This is a genomic window from Bacillus sp. B19-2 (genome assembly GCF_022832475.1).
GTDB classification, from domain to species: domain Bacteria; phylum Bacillota; class Bacilli; order Bacillales; family Bacillaceae; genus Bacillus; species Bacillus paralicheniformis.
The window spans coordinates 1288804-1303324 of sequence record NZ_JALHKQ010000001.1 but is presented as its reverse complement, the minus strand read 5'-3'; the positions used below and the strand labels follow the sequence as shown (position 1 = coordinate 1303324).

At 46.2% G+C, this 14521-nt stretch carries 21 protein-coding genes; 17 read left to right on the top strand and 4 right to left on the bottom strand.

Going from position 1 to position 14521, the window contains the following annotated elements; genetic code table 11:
• Nucleotides 1–14 precede the first annotated feature (14 nt).
• Nucleotides 15–266, bottom strand: coding sequence for a DNA alkylation repair protein (locus MST20_RS06615; RefSeq protein WP_243940949.1), 252 nt, complete (start codon nt 264–266; stop codon nt 15–17).
• Nucleotides 267–330: 64 nt separating this feature from the next.
• A complete protein-coding gene (locus tag MST20_RS06610) occupies nt 331–765 on the bottom strand; it encodes a MarR family transcriptional regulator (protein WP_243940948.1) in 435 nt (144 codons plus the stop codon).
• Between the two features lie 356 nt (nt 766–1121).
• On the opposite strand from MST20_RS06610, the gene msrA reads away from it, so the two are divergent.
• From msrA to MST20_RS06540, 14 genes are all read left to right on the top strand, one after another.
• Nucleotides 1122–1658, top strand: a complete 537-nt coding sequence (gene msrA, locus MST20_RS06605; protein ID WP_243940945.1) for a peptide-methionine (S)-S-oxide reductase MsrA — start codon at nt 1122–1124, stop codon at nt 1656–1658.
• The gene (gene msrB / locus MST20_RS06600; RefSeq protein ID WP_165427271.1) at nt 1655–2095 is read left to right on the top strand and encodes a peptide-methionine (R)-S-oxide reductase MsrB; all 441 of its coding nucleotides are present in this window, start codon (nt 1655–1657) and stop codon (nt 2093–2095) included. Before msrA ends, msrB begins: the two co-directional genes overlap by 4 nt.
• A 432-nt stretch (nt 2096–2527) precedes the next feature.
• Complete coding sequence (locus tag MST20_RS06595; protein WP_347880856.1) at nt 2528–3295, top strand: GNAT family N-acetyltransferase; 768 nt, start codon at nt 2528–2530, stop codon at nt 3293–3295.
• 80 nt (nt 3296–3375) lie between these two features.
• A complete protein-coding gene (locus tag MST20_RS06590) occupies nt 3376–3504 on the top strand; it encodes a YjcZ family sporulation protein (RefSeq protein ID WP_003182774.1) in 129 nt (42 codons plus the stop codon).
• A gap of 139 nt (nt 3505–3643) precedes the next feature.
• Nucleotides 3644–4879 carry an MFS transporter gene (locus tag MST20_RS06585; RefSeq protein WP_243940944.1) on the top strand — a complete coding sequence of 412 codons (1236 nt, stop codon included), beginning with the start codon at nt 3644–3646 and terminating at the stop codon, nt 4877–4879.
• 166 nt (nt 4880–5045) lie between these two features.
• The gene (locus MST20_RS06580; RefSeq protein ID WP_243940942.1) at nt 5046–6386 is read left to right on the top strand and encodes an aspartate aminotransferase family protein; all 1341 of its coding nucleotides are present in this window, start codon (nt 5046–5048) and stop codon (nt 6384–6386) included.
• Nucleotides 6383–7075, top strand: a complete 693-nt coding sequence (locus tag MST20_RS06575) for a CoA transferase subunit A (protein ID WP_243940940.1) — start codon at nt 6383–6385, stop codon at nt 7073–7075. The genes MST20_RS06580 and MST20_RS06575 overlap by 4 nt, the downstream gene beginning before the upstream one ends.
• The gene (locus MST20_RS06570) at nt 7057–7710 is read left to right on the top strand and encodes a 3-oxoacid CoA-transferase subunit B (RefSeq protein WP_243940938.1); all 654 of its coding nucleotides are present in this window, start codon (nt 7057–7059) and stop codon (nt 7708–7710) included. The genes MST20_RS06575 and MST20_RS06570 overlap by 19 nt, the downstream gene beginning before the upstream one ends.
• A gap of 13 nt (nt 7711–7723) precedes the next feature.
• Entirely contained in the window at nt 7724–8992 is a 1269-nt protein-coding gene (locus MST20_RS06565; protein WP_243940936.1) for a peptidase, read from the top strand.
• 27 nt (nt 8993–9019) lie between these two features.
• Nucleotides 9020–9853, top strand: coding sequence for a putative beta-lysine N-acetyltransferase (ablB, locus tag MST20_RS06560; RefSeq protein WP_243940934.1), 834 nt, complete (start codon nt 9020–9022; stop codon nt 9851–9853).
• 98 nt (nt 9854–9951) lie between these two features.
• Nucleotides 9952–11361, top strand: a complete 1410-nt coding sequence (kamA, locus tag MST20_RS06555) for a lysine 2,3-aminomutase (protein WP_243940932.1) — start codon at nt 9952–9954, stop codon at nt 11359–11361.
• Nucleotides 11358–11639 (top strand): YokU family protein, encoded by a 282-nt coding sequence (locus MST20_RS06550; protein WP_243940930.1) that lies wholly within the window; start codon nt 11358–11360, stop codon nt 11637–11639. Before kamA ends, MST20_RS06550 begins: the two co-directional genes overlap by 4 nt.
• Before the next feature lie 85 nt (nt 11640–11724).
• Complete coding sequence (locus MST20_RS06545) at nt 11725–11946, top strand: YozE family protein (RefSeq protein ID WP_020451849.1); 222 nt, start codon at nt 11725–11727, stop codon at nt 11944–11946.
• 164 nt (nt 11947–12110) lie between these two features.
• Nucleotides 12111–12791, top strand: coding sequence for a hypothetical protein (locus MST20_RS06540; RefSeq protein ID WP_243940928.1), 681 nt, complete (start codon nt 12111–12113; stop codon nt 12789–12791).
• On the opposite strand, the gene MST20_RS06535 is transcribed toward MST20_RS06540, so the two are convergent.
• Nucleotides 12784–12918: a hypothetical protein gene (locus MST20_RS06535; protein WP_243940926.1), complete on the bottom strand. Its 135-nt coding sequence runs from the start codon at nt 12916–12918 to the stop codon at nt 12784–12786. The genes MST20_RS06540 and MST20_RS06535 overlap by 8 nt on opposite strands.
• Before the next feature lie 121 nt (nt 12919–13039).
• Between MST20_RS06535 and MST20_RS06530 the strand changes: the two genes are divergently transcribed.
• From MST20_RS06530 to MST20_RS06520, 3 genes are all read left to right on the top strand, one after another.
• On the top strand, nt 13040–13210 hold the full coding sequence (locus MST20_RS06530; RefSeq protein ID WP_020451846.1) for a YozD family protein: 171 nt from the start codon (nt 13040–13042) through the stop codon (nt 13208–13210).
• Nucleotides 13211–13320: 110 nt separating this feature from the next.
• Entirely contained in the window at nt 13321–13932 is a 612-nt protein-coding gene (locus MST20_RS06525) for a phosphatase PAP2 family protein (protein WP_243940924.1), read from the top strand.
• 63 nt (nt 13933–13995) lie between these two features.
• Nucleotides 13996–14307, top strand: coding sequence for a YodL domain-containing protein (locus tag MST20_RS06520; RefSeq protein WP_243941189.1), 312 nt, complete (start codon nt 13996–13998; stop codon nt 14305–14307).
• Between the two features lie 36 nt (nt 14308–14343).
• Here the strand turns inward: MST20_RS06520 and MST20_RS06515 are convergent, their stop codons facing one another.
• Entirely contained in the window at nt 14344–14475 is a 132-nt protein-coding gene (locus MST20_RS06515) for a hypothetical protein (RefSeq protein ID WP_023857374.1), read from the bottom strand.
• Nucleotides 14476–14521: the final 46 nt, after the last annotated feature.

Sequence of the window (14521 nt, the reverse complement as noted above, 5' to 3'; positions counted from 1 at the left end):
CTATCCTGTCTTTGTTAGGTACGTTTATCGAATTCCGCAAGTTTGATAAAAGTCTTTTCATCTTCAATTAATCCGCACGCGCCGCACTGCACTTTTATGGCAGGGCCGCTGTACGGCAGGTGAAATGGAGAAATCTCTTCATCTGAATACGTTTCCATGATCTCCCCTGTTGCCGGATCAATCTTGACGGATATCGGGGATTGTTCGATTAAGTTAAACCGTGTTCGGTTTGTTTTGCAGTTTGGACAAAGATAAGGAGCTGTCATAAGTCAGTACACCTCTTTTTTAATTTAAGGTGCACAGATTCGGGCCAATTTATGTAAAACCCGATTAGCGCTGTTCCTTTTTTTTGTCCAGTTTGCTGAACAGTTCAATCAGCGTTTTCAGCTCTTCATCACTGAAGCTGCTGAACCGCTTGAAATAATATTCCGTTTTCTTTTCTTCAAAATATCTGATAATCTCTTTTCCCGCGTCTGTCAGATGGATTTTGATGATCCGTCTGTCTTCTTTTGACCGGACTCTCGTGATCCAGCCTTTTTCAACCAACGCATCGGTTACAGCTGTGATATGGCTCGCAGAAACGCCTAAAATCGTTGCAAACTCCGTGACTTTCTTCGGACCTTGCTCGCTCAGCAGGCGTAGAATCATGAATTCATTGCGGGACATCTCTTTTTCGAGCAGCTCATTTATCTCATCACGTATCTGTTTAAATACTGTGCGAAGCAGTGCTTCCATATCATACATCATTTGTTCTCTAACTTTCAAAATTTCGCCCCTCCATATAAGTAGCAAATTTCAGCTTTTTTTAAAAAGGAATGACCGAATCAGCATGAATATTATTTTTCATGAACATGATATCACTATGATACCATAATTTTCGTTTTTCAAGTGTATGTTTCAGAAGATTTTTAGTTCATTTGACCATCAATTGAACAACGGTCCATGACAATGATAGATGAATACTGCTGTTTCTTAAAATATGGTGATGGCAATGACATATTATTGTCATTTTTTCTTTTTAGGCAGCGGCTGATTTTATGATGAGCGGGAGAGGGCTTAAAAATGAGCATGCTGTGATATAATGGTTCCCAACAAAAGTTGAAGAGAAGGAGGCAGAACAGATGGCTGAAAAACGAGAACTCGCCACATTTGCCGGAGGCTGCTTTTGGTGTATGGTCAAGCCTTTTGACGAACAGCCGGGCATTATAAAAGTCGAATCCGGCTATACTGGCGGCCATACGGAAAATCCGACCTATGAAGAGGTTTGCAGCAATACAACGGGACATAGGGAAGCGGTGCAAATCACGTTTGATCCCGATGTGTTTCCATACGAAAAACTGCTGGAACTCTACTGGCAGCAAATCGATCCTACTGACAGCGGAGGACAATTCGCAGACCGCGGCGAGTCTTACCGGACAGCGATTTTTTACCACAATAACAAGCAGCGGAAACTCGCTGAGGAATCGAAGAAAAAGCTTGAAGAAAGCGGCATCTTTAAAGATCCGATCGCGACCGACATTCTGGAAGCCGGGCCATTTTATCCGGCTGAAGAATATCATCAGGACTATCATAAAAAGCATCCTGAACGCTACACACAGTACCGGATCGGAAGCGGAAGAGAAGGATTTTTACAACAGCATTGGGGGCGGAAAGCATGACGAACAATAAAGAAGAACGGCTGAAGCAGCTGACCCGGATGCAGTATGAAGTGACGCAGAAAAACGGGACGGAGCCTCCATTCCAAAACGAATACTGGGATCTGCGCGAAGACGGAATCTATGTCGATATCGTGTCGGGAAAACCGCTGTTTTCATCGCTTGACAAATTTGACGCACACTGCGGCTGGCCAAGCTTTACAAAACCGGTCGATACCGGGGAGATCGAAGAAAAACTTGACACTTCACACGGCATGGTTCGGACTGAGGTGAGAAGCAAGTCTGCCGATTCCCATCTTGGACACGTGTTTCCGGACGGCCCCGGACCGGACGGCCTGCGCTATTGCATCAATTCAGCAGCCCTCCGGTTTGTGCCGAAGGATGACCTTGAAAAAGAAGGGTACGGCGAATATGTCAAGCTGTTTGAACGTGAAAAATAGGTCTTAAAGGCGCTCGTCGTGCATCTTAGTATAATAAATAACCAATGGTTTGCCCTCTTTGCTCTCACAAAGCAAAGAGGGCTTTTTCATCTCCGAATTTAGAATTGCATACTCCGAACTAAAAAGTCGAGTAGTTTCTATTGATAAAGTAAAGCGGCATGAAGACTACCGCGAGGATACCCAGCATACAATAAAAATTTGAAACATGTTACGAAAAATCCGTTAACATCCCACGAAAGACAAACAAGGAAATTGTTAATTTAAAGCGGTTTATGAACTTCCATATCATGTGGAAGAAACTCGTCTATGAAAGAATGAAAGGAATCCGGAGAAGATAATCCTTTCTTTCAAAGAGTCATCTTTTTAGAGGATTTTCTGCTCTGAAAGCGAAAAACATAATGATAGAACATCTTGAGAAAAGAGGCAGCCGTTGTGACATCCATTTCAATCACAGAAGACCGTTACTTAATGCTGACATGCAGCAAAAAAATTGAGCCGTATTATCATATATACACAGATGACCAGATCCCGCAAATGTTTTCATCTCATTTTCTGCAGCTGCAGGACGAATTTCCGCTGACAGAGCTGTACTCCCTGCTCGTTCGTGTACCCGATATTTTAAAGCGAAATTATATTCATGTGAAAAGCTCTTTTAACCGCGATCTCCCTTTCACAATGAAAAAGTCGCTCTTTGATCTTGGATACATTCTTGATGAAGAATTGTTTTATTCGATCCGGCTTGCAGATTGGAAAGGAGTTTCTCCTGTACGGGCAGAATGGGGGACGAAGAAATCGCTCATTGACGGCTGCCGCATCATGCAGGCTTATGATTCGTTATCGATCAATGAAGCGTTTGCGAAAGAAAAGCTGCTGCGCAAATATCCTTTTTACGAGGAAGGCATCATTCAGCTGTGTGTCTGCTACTCGGAAGAAGGTGAACCGATTGGATGTGCCGAGCTTTATCTCGATCAGGATGAAAACGTTGCTAAAATCGAAGAAGTCGCTATTTTGGAGCCTTACCAGCGGAAAGGCTATGGATCGGGCCTTATCAAGCAGATGCTCGCCGCTGCCAAACAATCTGGCATTGAATCGTGCTATCTTGTGACTTCGGGAAGCGATCAGGTGAAAACGTTTTATGAAAAGATGGGTTTTCAGCAGGAGGAAAAGCTCACAACGATATTTAAATATTTGTTTGAATAAAGTAGGCAGGTGCACATACCAATTGGGACTTGGCCTGCATAGGCTGGGGTGTAGACTTTATACGAAAGGATGATAAGCCTGTGCATTACTCCCATTATTGCTGTCCTACTGGAGGATACGGCTACGGGTTTCACGGCAGAAACACATTTGTGCTCATCGTTGTCCTCTTTATTTTGCTCATCATTGTCGGTGCGGCTTTCATTTGCTAGCTAAAAGCCCAACACCCGGTCGCTTGACATGCTCACAAAGCCTTCCATCCGGAAGGTTTTTTGTTTTCTGTTGTAAAATTTTACATATATATGTAATATAATTACGAGATGAAAATATCGGACAAACGGGGGAGTAACTTTGAAATATGCTTGGGTCATAAAAGGGGACTTTTTCAGACTGTGGTCTGGAACATTTTTATCGCTCTTTAGTTCGGTTCTTTTCTATTTTTCATTGGTATGGTGGTCTCTATCTGAAACCGGAAGCGCCCTTTCGGGAAGCGTCGTGATCGGCATCGGGCTGACTGTCTCAATTTTGATATCGCCGTTTACAGGCTGGCTTTCCGACAGGTTTCACAGGGGGAAATTGATTGCGGCTTCAGATATGATCATTTCAGCTGTATTTTTAATGATCGGATTTTTGGCGCTGTCAGGCATGAGTTCAGTGATGTTACTGGCGGTTGCAAGGATGATTGTATCAGCATGTTTGACTGCAATCGAACCTGCGGCAAGATCGCTCTTGCCGGATACACTGAGAAAAGAACAAATTGAAAAAGGAATCGCATTTCAAGAAGTGATCACACAGCTCATCCAAGTGATCGTTCCGCTTGTCACAGGGGTTCTGTTTTCCTTTCTGCATTTCGGCTGGTTATGGGTACTGTGCGGAAGCCTCTCCTTTCTGTCCATCTTTTTGGAGTGGAGAATCAAAGATAAAAGGGGCAGCCAAAAGCGTATTCCTTTTACAAACAAACAGTTGTTCAGCGGTTTTACAAGCTTGTTTCAAAATAAGCCGCTCAAGTATTTGTTGTATGGGACGAGCATACAGCAGCTTGTATTCAGCGGTTTTCCAATATATATCGTCATTTGGACTTCGCTATTATTAAAAGATCAGGCTTGGCTGGGCGGCGCTTTTCAATCATTTTGGGCGTGCGGGACGCTGTCTGCGGCGCTTTTCTTGTCCTTTATCGCAAAACCGGAGCACGCAAAAGCGGCTGTGCCCGCTTTAATGCTGATTTTCGGCCTGCTTTTGTCGCCTCTCGGCTGGATTGATCATGTCGTGCTCGGCGCCGCGATTTTGATCGTCATCGGAATGATCAGCGGCGTGGTCAACATCTATATTGAAGGTTACTTGCAAAGGGTAACGGAAGGTGAAAACAGAGGCAGGTCGCTGGGCGCTTTTTTTGCGGTCAACAGCTCTTTTATGCCGCTCGGCTATGCGGCCGCGGGGATGTTGTCGGATGCCGTCAGTCCCGAATATTTATTCCTCATCGTCGCACTGCCTGCGCCGTTTGCTGCGTTTTCGATGATGAGATCATTTTATTTATGGGAAAAACAGACGAAGGAAACAGTTTCTTTGCAGGACAAAACGTCAATGTGAATAAGCGCGTCTGGAAAAATAAAAGGACATGTCCTTTTATTTTTTTGTTTACAACTAACGGCGATCGCTCCGAAATCAACCATTTCCGCTTGAAAAGAGAATGCCGCCTTTTCCCCATTCATATAATGTAAAGAAAAACCTCTCATTGGGGAAGGGGGGAGTTTTTATGTCGTTTTTGATTAAGCCGGATTTGCATGGAAGTTATCCGGTCGTTCAGTATGCAAAAGGAAGCTGGATTGTCGACAATTCCGGAAAGCGGTACCTTGACGGTTGTTCAGGGGCTGTTACCTGCAATCTCGGGCACGGTGTACAAGAAGTGATTGCGACTCTCAAAGAACAGCTTGATGCCGTTTCATTTGTCTACCGTTCACAGTTTACGAGTGAACCGGCTGAACAGCTTGCCGAACTCCTCGCTGAATGGCTGCCGGGTGATCTGAATTGGTCTTTTTTTGTCAACAGCGGGTCGGAAGCTGTTGAAACCGCCATGAAAATCGCAGTTCAATACTGGCAGGAAAAAGGACAAAACGACAAAACGATTTTCCTTTCAAGATGGAACAGCTATCACGGAATTACAAACGGAGCCCTGTCGCTGTCGGGGTTTTATGAGCGCCGCTACAGGTTTACGCACATGCTGCACAAGTATCCCGCCGCTTCCGCGCCAAATTGCTACAGGTGCCGGCTTTCTCATCCCGAATGCCAGGAAGCGTGCGTGAAAGAAATCGAGCTCGCCGTTAAACGGATCGGCAAGCAATTCATCGCGGGCTTCGTGGCCGAACCCGTCATCGGGGCTGCTGGAGCAGCCATAACAGCGCCTGATGGTTATTACAAAAAAGTAAAAGAGATTTGCGAAGAAAATGAAATTCTTTTTATCGCGGATGAAGTCATGAGCGGGATGGGAAGAACCGGCCGGTTGCTGGCGATTGAACATTGGGGTGTGACCCCGGATATTGCTGTACTTGGCAAAGGGATGAGCGCAGGGTATTCACCGATTGCCGCAGCGGTCATATCCGATGACATCATGGAAACGGTCAAAAACGGCTCAGGAGTCATCATGAGCGGACATACGTACAGCGGGAACCCTTTTTCAGCCCGTGCGGCGCTCGCCGTTCTCCGCTACATGTTGAAGCACGATCTTGTCAAACAAGCCCGGATAAAAGGGGAAAAGCTGAAAAAGATGCTGAAAGAAGTCATGAAACAGTCGAGCATCATTGGCGACGTTCGGGGCAAGGGGCTTCTTCTCGGGATTGAATTTGTCGCCGATCGAAAAAGCAAAAAGACATTTCCTTCATCAATGCCGGTGTCGGCTCTCGTCATTTCCGAAGCGAAAAAAAGAGGCCTGCTTCTTTATCCGTCCCAGGCGGGTATTGACGGCGGCGGGGGAGATGCGGTCATCATTGCACCGCCCCTTACGATATCGGATCAAGAGCTGGAAGAGCTCATTCATATATTTAAACATGCCGTACACGAGACTGAAAAACAAGCAGAAAAGGTGATACGCGAAAGATGACGGTGCTGAACAAACGTATTGCTGTTGAAGATGCGATTGCTGATTTGAAAGACGAAGCGACCGTCATGTTTGGCGGATTTGGGGGAGTCGGTTCACCGCCTTCTTTCATCAGTGCGATTTTGAAAAAAGGCGTAAAAAATTTAACGGTCATATGCAATGATGCAGGCTTTCCCGGCATCGGCATCGGTCCATTAATCGTCAATAACCGCGTAAGGCGGCTGATCGCTTCCCATATCGGATCAAATCCTGTTGCGGGAAAACAAATGACTGACGGTTTTCTCGCCGTTGAATTTTCACCGCAAGGGACGCTCGCGGAAAGAATCCGTGCGGGCGGCACAGGTCTTGGCGGCATATTGACCGATATTGGGATCGATAATGACATGGTGCGTCAAGGAAAGAAGATTGTTTCTTTGAATGGTCGCGCATACCTTGCCGAAGAAGCGCTGAGTGCGGAATACGCTTTTATTTATGGGAAAACCGCCGATGAATTCGGCAATATCATTTACGACAAAACGGCGCGTAACATGAACCCGCTTATGGCAATGGCTGCTGATCGGACATTTGCCGAAGTAGAGCGGATCGTTCCCCTTGGGGATCTCGATGAAGAAGAAATTGTAACACCCGGTGTTTTTGTCGAAGGTGTCGCTGAAACGGAAGGGGTGAACTGGAAATGGGTTTGGGAGTCATAGAGCGGGAGAGAATTGCAAAACGGGCGGCCCGCGAAATCAAAAGCGGAATGATTGTCAACCTGGGCATCGGCATTCCGTCTTTAGTTCCCAACTTTTTAGACCCGGGCACTTCCGTTATGATCCAATCTGAAAACGGGCTTCTCGGCATCGGCGAGTCGCCTGAAAAAGGAAGGGAAGATGAGAATCTTTGCAATGCGGCAGGCTGGCCTGTCACCGTAGTAAAAGGCGCTTCTTATTTTGATTCAGCTCTGTCGTTCGGCATGATCAGAAAGGGCGCGATTGATGTCACGATTCTTGGTTCTCTGCAGGTCAGCCAGTCAGGGGACCTAGCCAACTGGATCGTCCCCGGCAAAAAGGTTCCTGGAATGGGAGGGGCGATGGAGCTTGCCCAAAAGGCGAAAAAAGTCATTGTCGTGATGAGCCATACCGATAAAAACGGCGCACCCAAACTTGTCGCCGACTGCACTCTGCCACTGACAGCAAAAGGCTGCGTTGACATGGTGATTACAGAAAAAGCCGTGATCACCATTGACAGCGGCGGCTTTGTATTAAAAGAGCTGATGAATGAAGAGGATCTTGATGATGTGCTGCGGCTGACGGATGGAAATGTCCGGATCGAACTGCCGCTTTCGTAAGAGGAGGAATTGGATGGAGAACATAGAGAGAAAGGTGTGCGATTGGATCGATTCGCACGAGAAAAAAGCGGTTCGCCTTTTGAAAAAACTTGTCGGAGAAAAAAGCACAATGGGCAGTGAATTTACCGCCCAAGCTGTCGTCCTGGAGAAACTGAGGCAATTCGAAGCTGAAATCGATGTCTGGGAGCCGAGCATGAAGCAATTGGAACAGCACCCGCTGTTTAAATCAGACAGAACAAGCTTTAAAGAAAGCCCGAATATTGCGGCTGTCAAAAGAGGAAAGGGCGGCGGGAAATCGCTGATCTTAAACGGACATATCGATGTCGTACCTGAAGGAAACAGAAAAGACTGGGAGACGGAGCCGTTTCAGCCGGTCATGAAGCAAGGACGGATATACGGCCGAGGCACAACTGACATGAAAGGCGGCAATACGGCTCTTTTAATCGCGATGGAAGCGCTGGAGCAATGCGGGGTTCAATTAAAAGGAGACCTGATGTTTCAAAGTGTCGTAGACGAGGAGTGTGGCGGAGCCGGGACGCTGGCGGCCGTCATGAGGGGCTACAAGGCGGACGGCGCTTTGATTCCCGAGCCGACAAATATGAAAATGTTTATTAAGCAGCAGGGATCGATGTGGTTCAGAATCACGGTCAAAGGGCTTTCTGCACACGGCGGCACAAGATATGAAGGTGTCAGCGCCATTGAAAAAAGCATGCTTGTCATCCAGTCGCTCCGCCAGCTTGAACAGGTCAGGAATAAGAGAATAACAGATTCTTTGTATGACAATATCCCGATTCCGGTTCCGATTAACATCGGCACGATCAACGGAGGCGCATGGCCTTCATCGGTCGCCGACACGGTGACACTGGAAGGAAGGTGCGGAATCGCTCCGAACGAATCTCCTGAAGCCGTCCAGTCCGAGTTTGAAAACTGGCTCAATGATCTTCAATACCATGATGAATGGTTTAAACACTACCCTGTTGACATAGAATGGTTCGGCGCCATGTGGCTCCCAAACGATTTGGCTGAAGACCATGAACTGACGAAAGTACTGAAATCCGCCTATCAAACCATCACGGCAAAAGATCCTCTAATCGAAGCTTCCCCGTGGGCGACAGACGGCGGAATATTGTCACACGCCGGAGGCACCCCTGTCATCGTCTTCGGACCGGGAGAAACGAAAATGGCTCACCAGGCAAATGAATACATTGAAAAAGAAGCTCTGATCCAGTCAGCCAAAATCATCAGCTTGTTTATTATGAATTGGTGTGATTATGAACGATGAAAAGATCAGCTGTTGTGGAGGTTAAATATGGTGGAAAAATGGAGCAATGACAGCTGTACGCTTGAAGTGGATGTCGACTTGTTCAGTAAAAGAATCAGAATCATCAATTATGAAGGCGATGTCTGTTCATTTTTTCCCGCCATATTGAAAGAAGCAAAAAAACACGGCATAGGGAAAATGATCGTTTTTACCAAAACGACTGACAGAAACGCTTTGCTTGAGCGGACGTTTGAACCGGAAGGAAAAATTGACGGATACTTTAACGGGCATGATGCTGACGTGTTCGTAAAATATGTGAAAGAAGACAGGCGAAAAACCGCTGACTGGCTTGCGCAGGATCAAATGCTGACAGAGCTGTTCAGCACTCCTCGCATCGCGGAGGCCCAAAACGCTTCCTTTCAAATCAGGCGGGCCGCCTCCAGTGATGCGCCTGGTCTCGCCGATCTCTACAACTGCGTCTTTCCTGTATACCCCGCGCCTGTTTCAGATCCGGCATATCTTAAGGAAGCGATGGGGAAAGGGGCCGTTTACTATCTCGCTTTTGACGGGGAAAAAGTGATTGCATCAGCAGGTGCAGACGTGAATCCCGTTTTGGGGAATGCGGAAATAACCGACTGCGCCGTCCTGCCGGAATACAGGGGCTTTTCATTGACGAGGCGGCTGATTGCCGCGCTCGAAACCGATTTGCAACAAGCGGGTATCTTTTACGTTTTTTCAATCGCAAGAGCGGTTTCTTTCGGGATGAACGCCAGTCTTTATCATTTATCATACTCATACAGGGGCCGGCTATTGAACAACTGCCTCATTTATCAAAGCATGGAGAACATGAACATCTGGTGCAAAAATTTAAGCCGCTCTTAAAAAGCGGTCTTCCGCCGGTTTTACATTTGAAGAGACACTTTTCATACCGGTCACATAACCTGAAAAGTATAGGGAAAATGCTGATAGGGGGATGAAAGATGGAAAACGGTCTGTTTCAGCCGAAAAGGCACTGGAAAGATATTGAGCTTTGGAAAGATGTTCCCGAAGAAAAATGGAACGACTGGATCTGGCAGCTAACCAACACCGTCAGAACGCTTGACGATTTGAAAAAAGTCGTCAATCTGACGAAAGAGGAAGAAGAAGGGGTGCGAATCTCTACAAAGACGATCCCTTTAAATATTACGCCGTATTACGCTTCACTGATGGATCCGGATGATCCGCGCTGTCCGATCAGAATGCAGTCGGTGCCGCTCGCAGAAGAAATGCACAAAACAAAATACGATCTTGAAGATCCCCTTCATGAGGATGAAGATTCGCCTGTCCCGGGCTTAACCCACCGCTATCCGGACCGGGTTTTGTTTCTCGTCACTAATCAATGCTCGATGTACTGCAGATACTGTACAAGGCGGCGTTTTTCCGGACAAATCGGCATGGGCGTGCCGAAAAAGCAGCTCGATCAGGCGATCGCATATATCCGGGATACGCCCGATGTCAGGGATGTCCTGATTTCAGGAGGGGACGGCCTTCTCATTAACGATCAAATTCTTGAATATATTTTGAAAAACCTTCGCGCCATCCCGCACGTGGAAATCATCCGGATCGGCACGAGAGCCCCGGTCGTCTTCCCGCAGCGGATTACCGACAAGCTTTGCAGCATTTTGAAAAAGTATCATCCCGTTTGGCTGAATACGCATTTCAACACGAGCATCGAAATCACGAAGGAAGCGAAGGAAGCCTGTGAGAAGCTGGTCAACGCCGGGGTGCCGGTCGGCAATCAGGCCGTGATTTTGGCCGGTATAAATGACAGCGTTCCCATTATGAAAAAGCTGATGCATGATTTGGTGAAAATCAGAGTCCGTCCGTATTATATTTATCAATGCGATTTGTCTGAAGGAATCGGCCATTTCAGAGCGCCTGTCTCCAAAGGTCTTGAAATCATTGAAGGCTTGCGCGGACACACGAGCGGCTATGCAGTGCCGACCTTTGTCGTTGACGCGCCGGGCGGGGGCGGAAAAATCGCCATACAGCCGAATTACTTGATTTCGCAAAGCCCCGATAAAGTCGTGCTCCGCAATTTTGAAGGCGTCATTACGTCTTATCCTGAGCCTGAAAACTACATTCCGGGAAGAGCGGACGACTATTTTGCCGAGATCTTCCCTGATGTAATGAAGGAAAAAGAGGAGATCGGCATATCGGCAATCTATGCAGATCAAGCTCTTTCATACACACCGGACGGCTTAAAACGGCTTGAAAGAAGGGAGAGCTATTCCGCAAGCCCCGATCATGAAACATTGAAAAGCCGCCGGGCAAAGCGCGATGAATTGAAAGAAAAGAAATTCCTTGCCCAGCAAAAAAAAGAAGGCGAAGCTGAGGGACGTGTGCAATGAAGAGGTGTGAATGGTGCAGCGAAGAAAAAGCCGGGGAAGCCCGCACGGCGGTTTATTGGGAGCTTCCTGATGGGACGAAAGCGATCGAAATCACCGATACACCTGCGGTGGAATGCAAAGGCTGCGGCATGGTCTATCAGGAGGACAATGTCACTTGGGAAATTGAAAATCAGCTGCTCTTGATCGATACAAAAAAACTGCCTTCGTCCGTTTCGTATGATGCGCTGATGAAAACAGAGCGCATATTGAAGCGCAATTACTTTGATTTTTCTTCATGAAGCCGGCTTTTTGCCGGTTTTTTTGTTTGTATTTTTTCAGACGCCCTGTATAATAGAACATCAAAAGAGGACAGGAGGGGAGACCGTGAAGTCTTTTTACCATTATTTAATGAAATACCGCCATCCGAAACCGAAGGACGCGATCAGTGAATTTGCGAACCACGCTTATCTTGATCACGGATTTCCCAAGACATCAACTCATTACGATGAAATCAGCTCTTACCTTGAGCTTAATGGGGATTATTTATCGTCAATGACGACATTTGATGAGGCTTGGGAGCAATATATTTCGGAAACAAAGCGATAAAAAATCCGCAGTTATTCAGAACTGCGGATTTTTTGCGTTCTCCCGGGCCGGCTGGGCTTTTCGGAAAACTCATCGGGCATTGGAACCTTAGCCCATGCGAATTAACAGCACTCAGCATACGATAAGCGTAACACGGAAGCTTTAAGGCAAGGGGGAATCCAAATATGAAGTCAAACGCGCCTAAATTCAAAGTCGGGGATGTTGTCGTTGTCGTGATGTACGGGACGGTCGGAACGATTACAAAAGTTCATAAAATCGATAAGCATTTTTTGTATGAAGTCAATCATAATGAAGTGCTTTATTTTGAGACTTCTCTTCAGCTCTACAAAGATTATGACGGGGTCATTGTCGATACGGAAAAGCTTGACATCGAATATGAATTTTTAATCGGGGATGTCGTCTATGTAAAAGATTACGGTAAAGAATTGTTTAAAATCACCGGGCACAGAACGGAAATTTGGAGATATGTGGAGGATGGCTGGGAAGATATCATTTACGAGCTGACCCGTTTGAAAGACGGGGAATGGCTTGAAACCGAAGAAGAAGATTTAACGCTCGTCCTCAGAACTTACGAAATGGACCAGTTCGTCCATCAGCTTCTGTTTGTTCATTATGTCGGCGAATCCGGACAAGAGCTTGATGAACCGATATCTGAAAAGGTGTTTCTGCCATTTGCGGGGGATCCCGAGGAGCAGGAACATGAGCGCAACATGGCTGTTGCTGTCGTGGATGAGCTGCTTGATATTTACAATGACTATAAAGTATTGTATGAAATGTTTCAGGATGCGGAATATAAAGAAATGATGGAGTTTGTGTTAAGCAGCCTGAAAGAATATTTCAAATGATAAACAACAAATATAAAAAGTAAGGAAAACAGCCGAACACAATCAGGCCGAACATGGCTTTCAAGACCTTCCCCAACACCAGGTCAAACCCTTCTCCGTCAATTGCTTCAAGCGTTTTTTGGATCATTTTCTTTCCCCTTCCGGCTTTTGTCTTGTTACGACATGTATATGACAGAGGACAAACATTATGACAAACCGGTTATAAAAGCGGATGCCAGCTCATACATCAGAATAAGGAGGCGATCACAATGAAAGAAATTGAACTAATGATAGATACAGAAGAAATCGCTGATTTTTTTTATCTAGAGCTGACAAGAAGAGGCTACATACCGAGCGAGGACGAACTGTTCGAAATTGCCGATATCACCTTTGATTATCTGATTGCAAAATGTATGATAGATGAGCATATAGAGGATTGAAAAAAAGGGGACCGGGGCGCAAATACCCGGTTTTTCTTATATATTTGCCCGGCGGGGGAGCCGGGTGTAAAATGTTTAAAAACAATGACAAGGAGGCACTGATTTTTTCAATGTATAAAGCACTATTTTCAGCCGCTGTCTTTGCAATCATGGCCATTCTTATCCGCATCCCGGCGGTTCAATCGTTTGATGTGAGCGTGATACAAGCTCTAGAATCTGTCAGACACCCGGTCCTCACAGCGTTTTTTAAGGCGGTGACAGAGCTTGGATCAAGCGGCTTCATGCTGCCGCTGATGCTTGCTTTAACTTTGGTACTTGCCGTCTATAAAAAAGCAGCGGCATCACTGTATCTTTATTTATTATTTTTTGTTGAGAGAACGGCCAATGAAGCTTTAAAAGGCTCGATTGCCAGAGAGCGCCCTGAGATAAACCCGCTCGTGCACGAACCGTCACACAGCTTTCCGAGCGGCCATTCAATGAATGCGGCGAGCATATATCCGTCTATCGCATATCTCCTTTTACTCTGCATTCCTTTTTTTCAACAACGCAGCCGCACACTTTACATGTGGACAGGCCTTATCGTCGGACTCATCGGTATTAGCCGCATGTATCTCGGCGTTCATTATATGACAGATGTCATCTCAGGATTTTCTCTCGGTCTGGCGCTGTTTTTCATCTTCAAAAAAATTGGCGAAAAGTACCCGCTTGTTCGACAAAAGTAGTCAAAGGGATTGAGCCGCGAAACGCCAATTGTATAAAAAAAGGAGGGATCTGTATTGCCGTTAATGTTTCAACTGTTTAAAAAGAAGCTGACACTTTATGATGTGACGATTTTTCAAACGCCTTGCTTTGGTGAAGATAAGGGATATGAAATGGTTTACAGAACGGAAATAAACGGCAGAACCCATGAAGATGTGCTGGAGCGGACATTTTCCACTTTCAATGTTTATGACACGGTGCCGAATGATTATAAGGCGAGATTCCTTGCAACAGGCGACATCGTTTTAATCGATGAAGGAAGAAAGGGAAAAACCTATTATAAACTGCTGTCTACGGGATGGAGCAAAATCAACCGCATTTTGCTGCAGTCATCGTAAGCCAGAAAAACTGCGGAAGCGCTGTCCGCAGTTTTTTTATGTTGTATTCTTTCGTTTTCTGGCGCTGAATTCCTTTTCGTGTGCATCCTCTGCCGCAATGACGTCCTTTGTCGGGATGTGGTTGTTCTTTTTCAGTCCGGTGACTCTGTTTCGCTGTTTTTTGCCCATCATTTATGACCTCCTTCCTCAAAAATAGGATGACTAAACGCCCCGC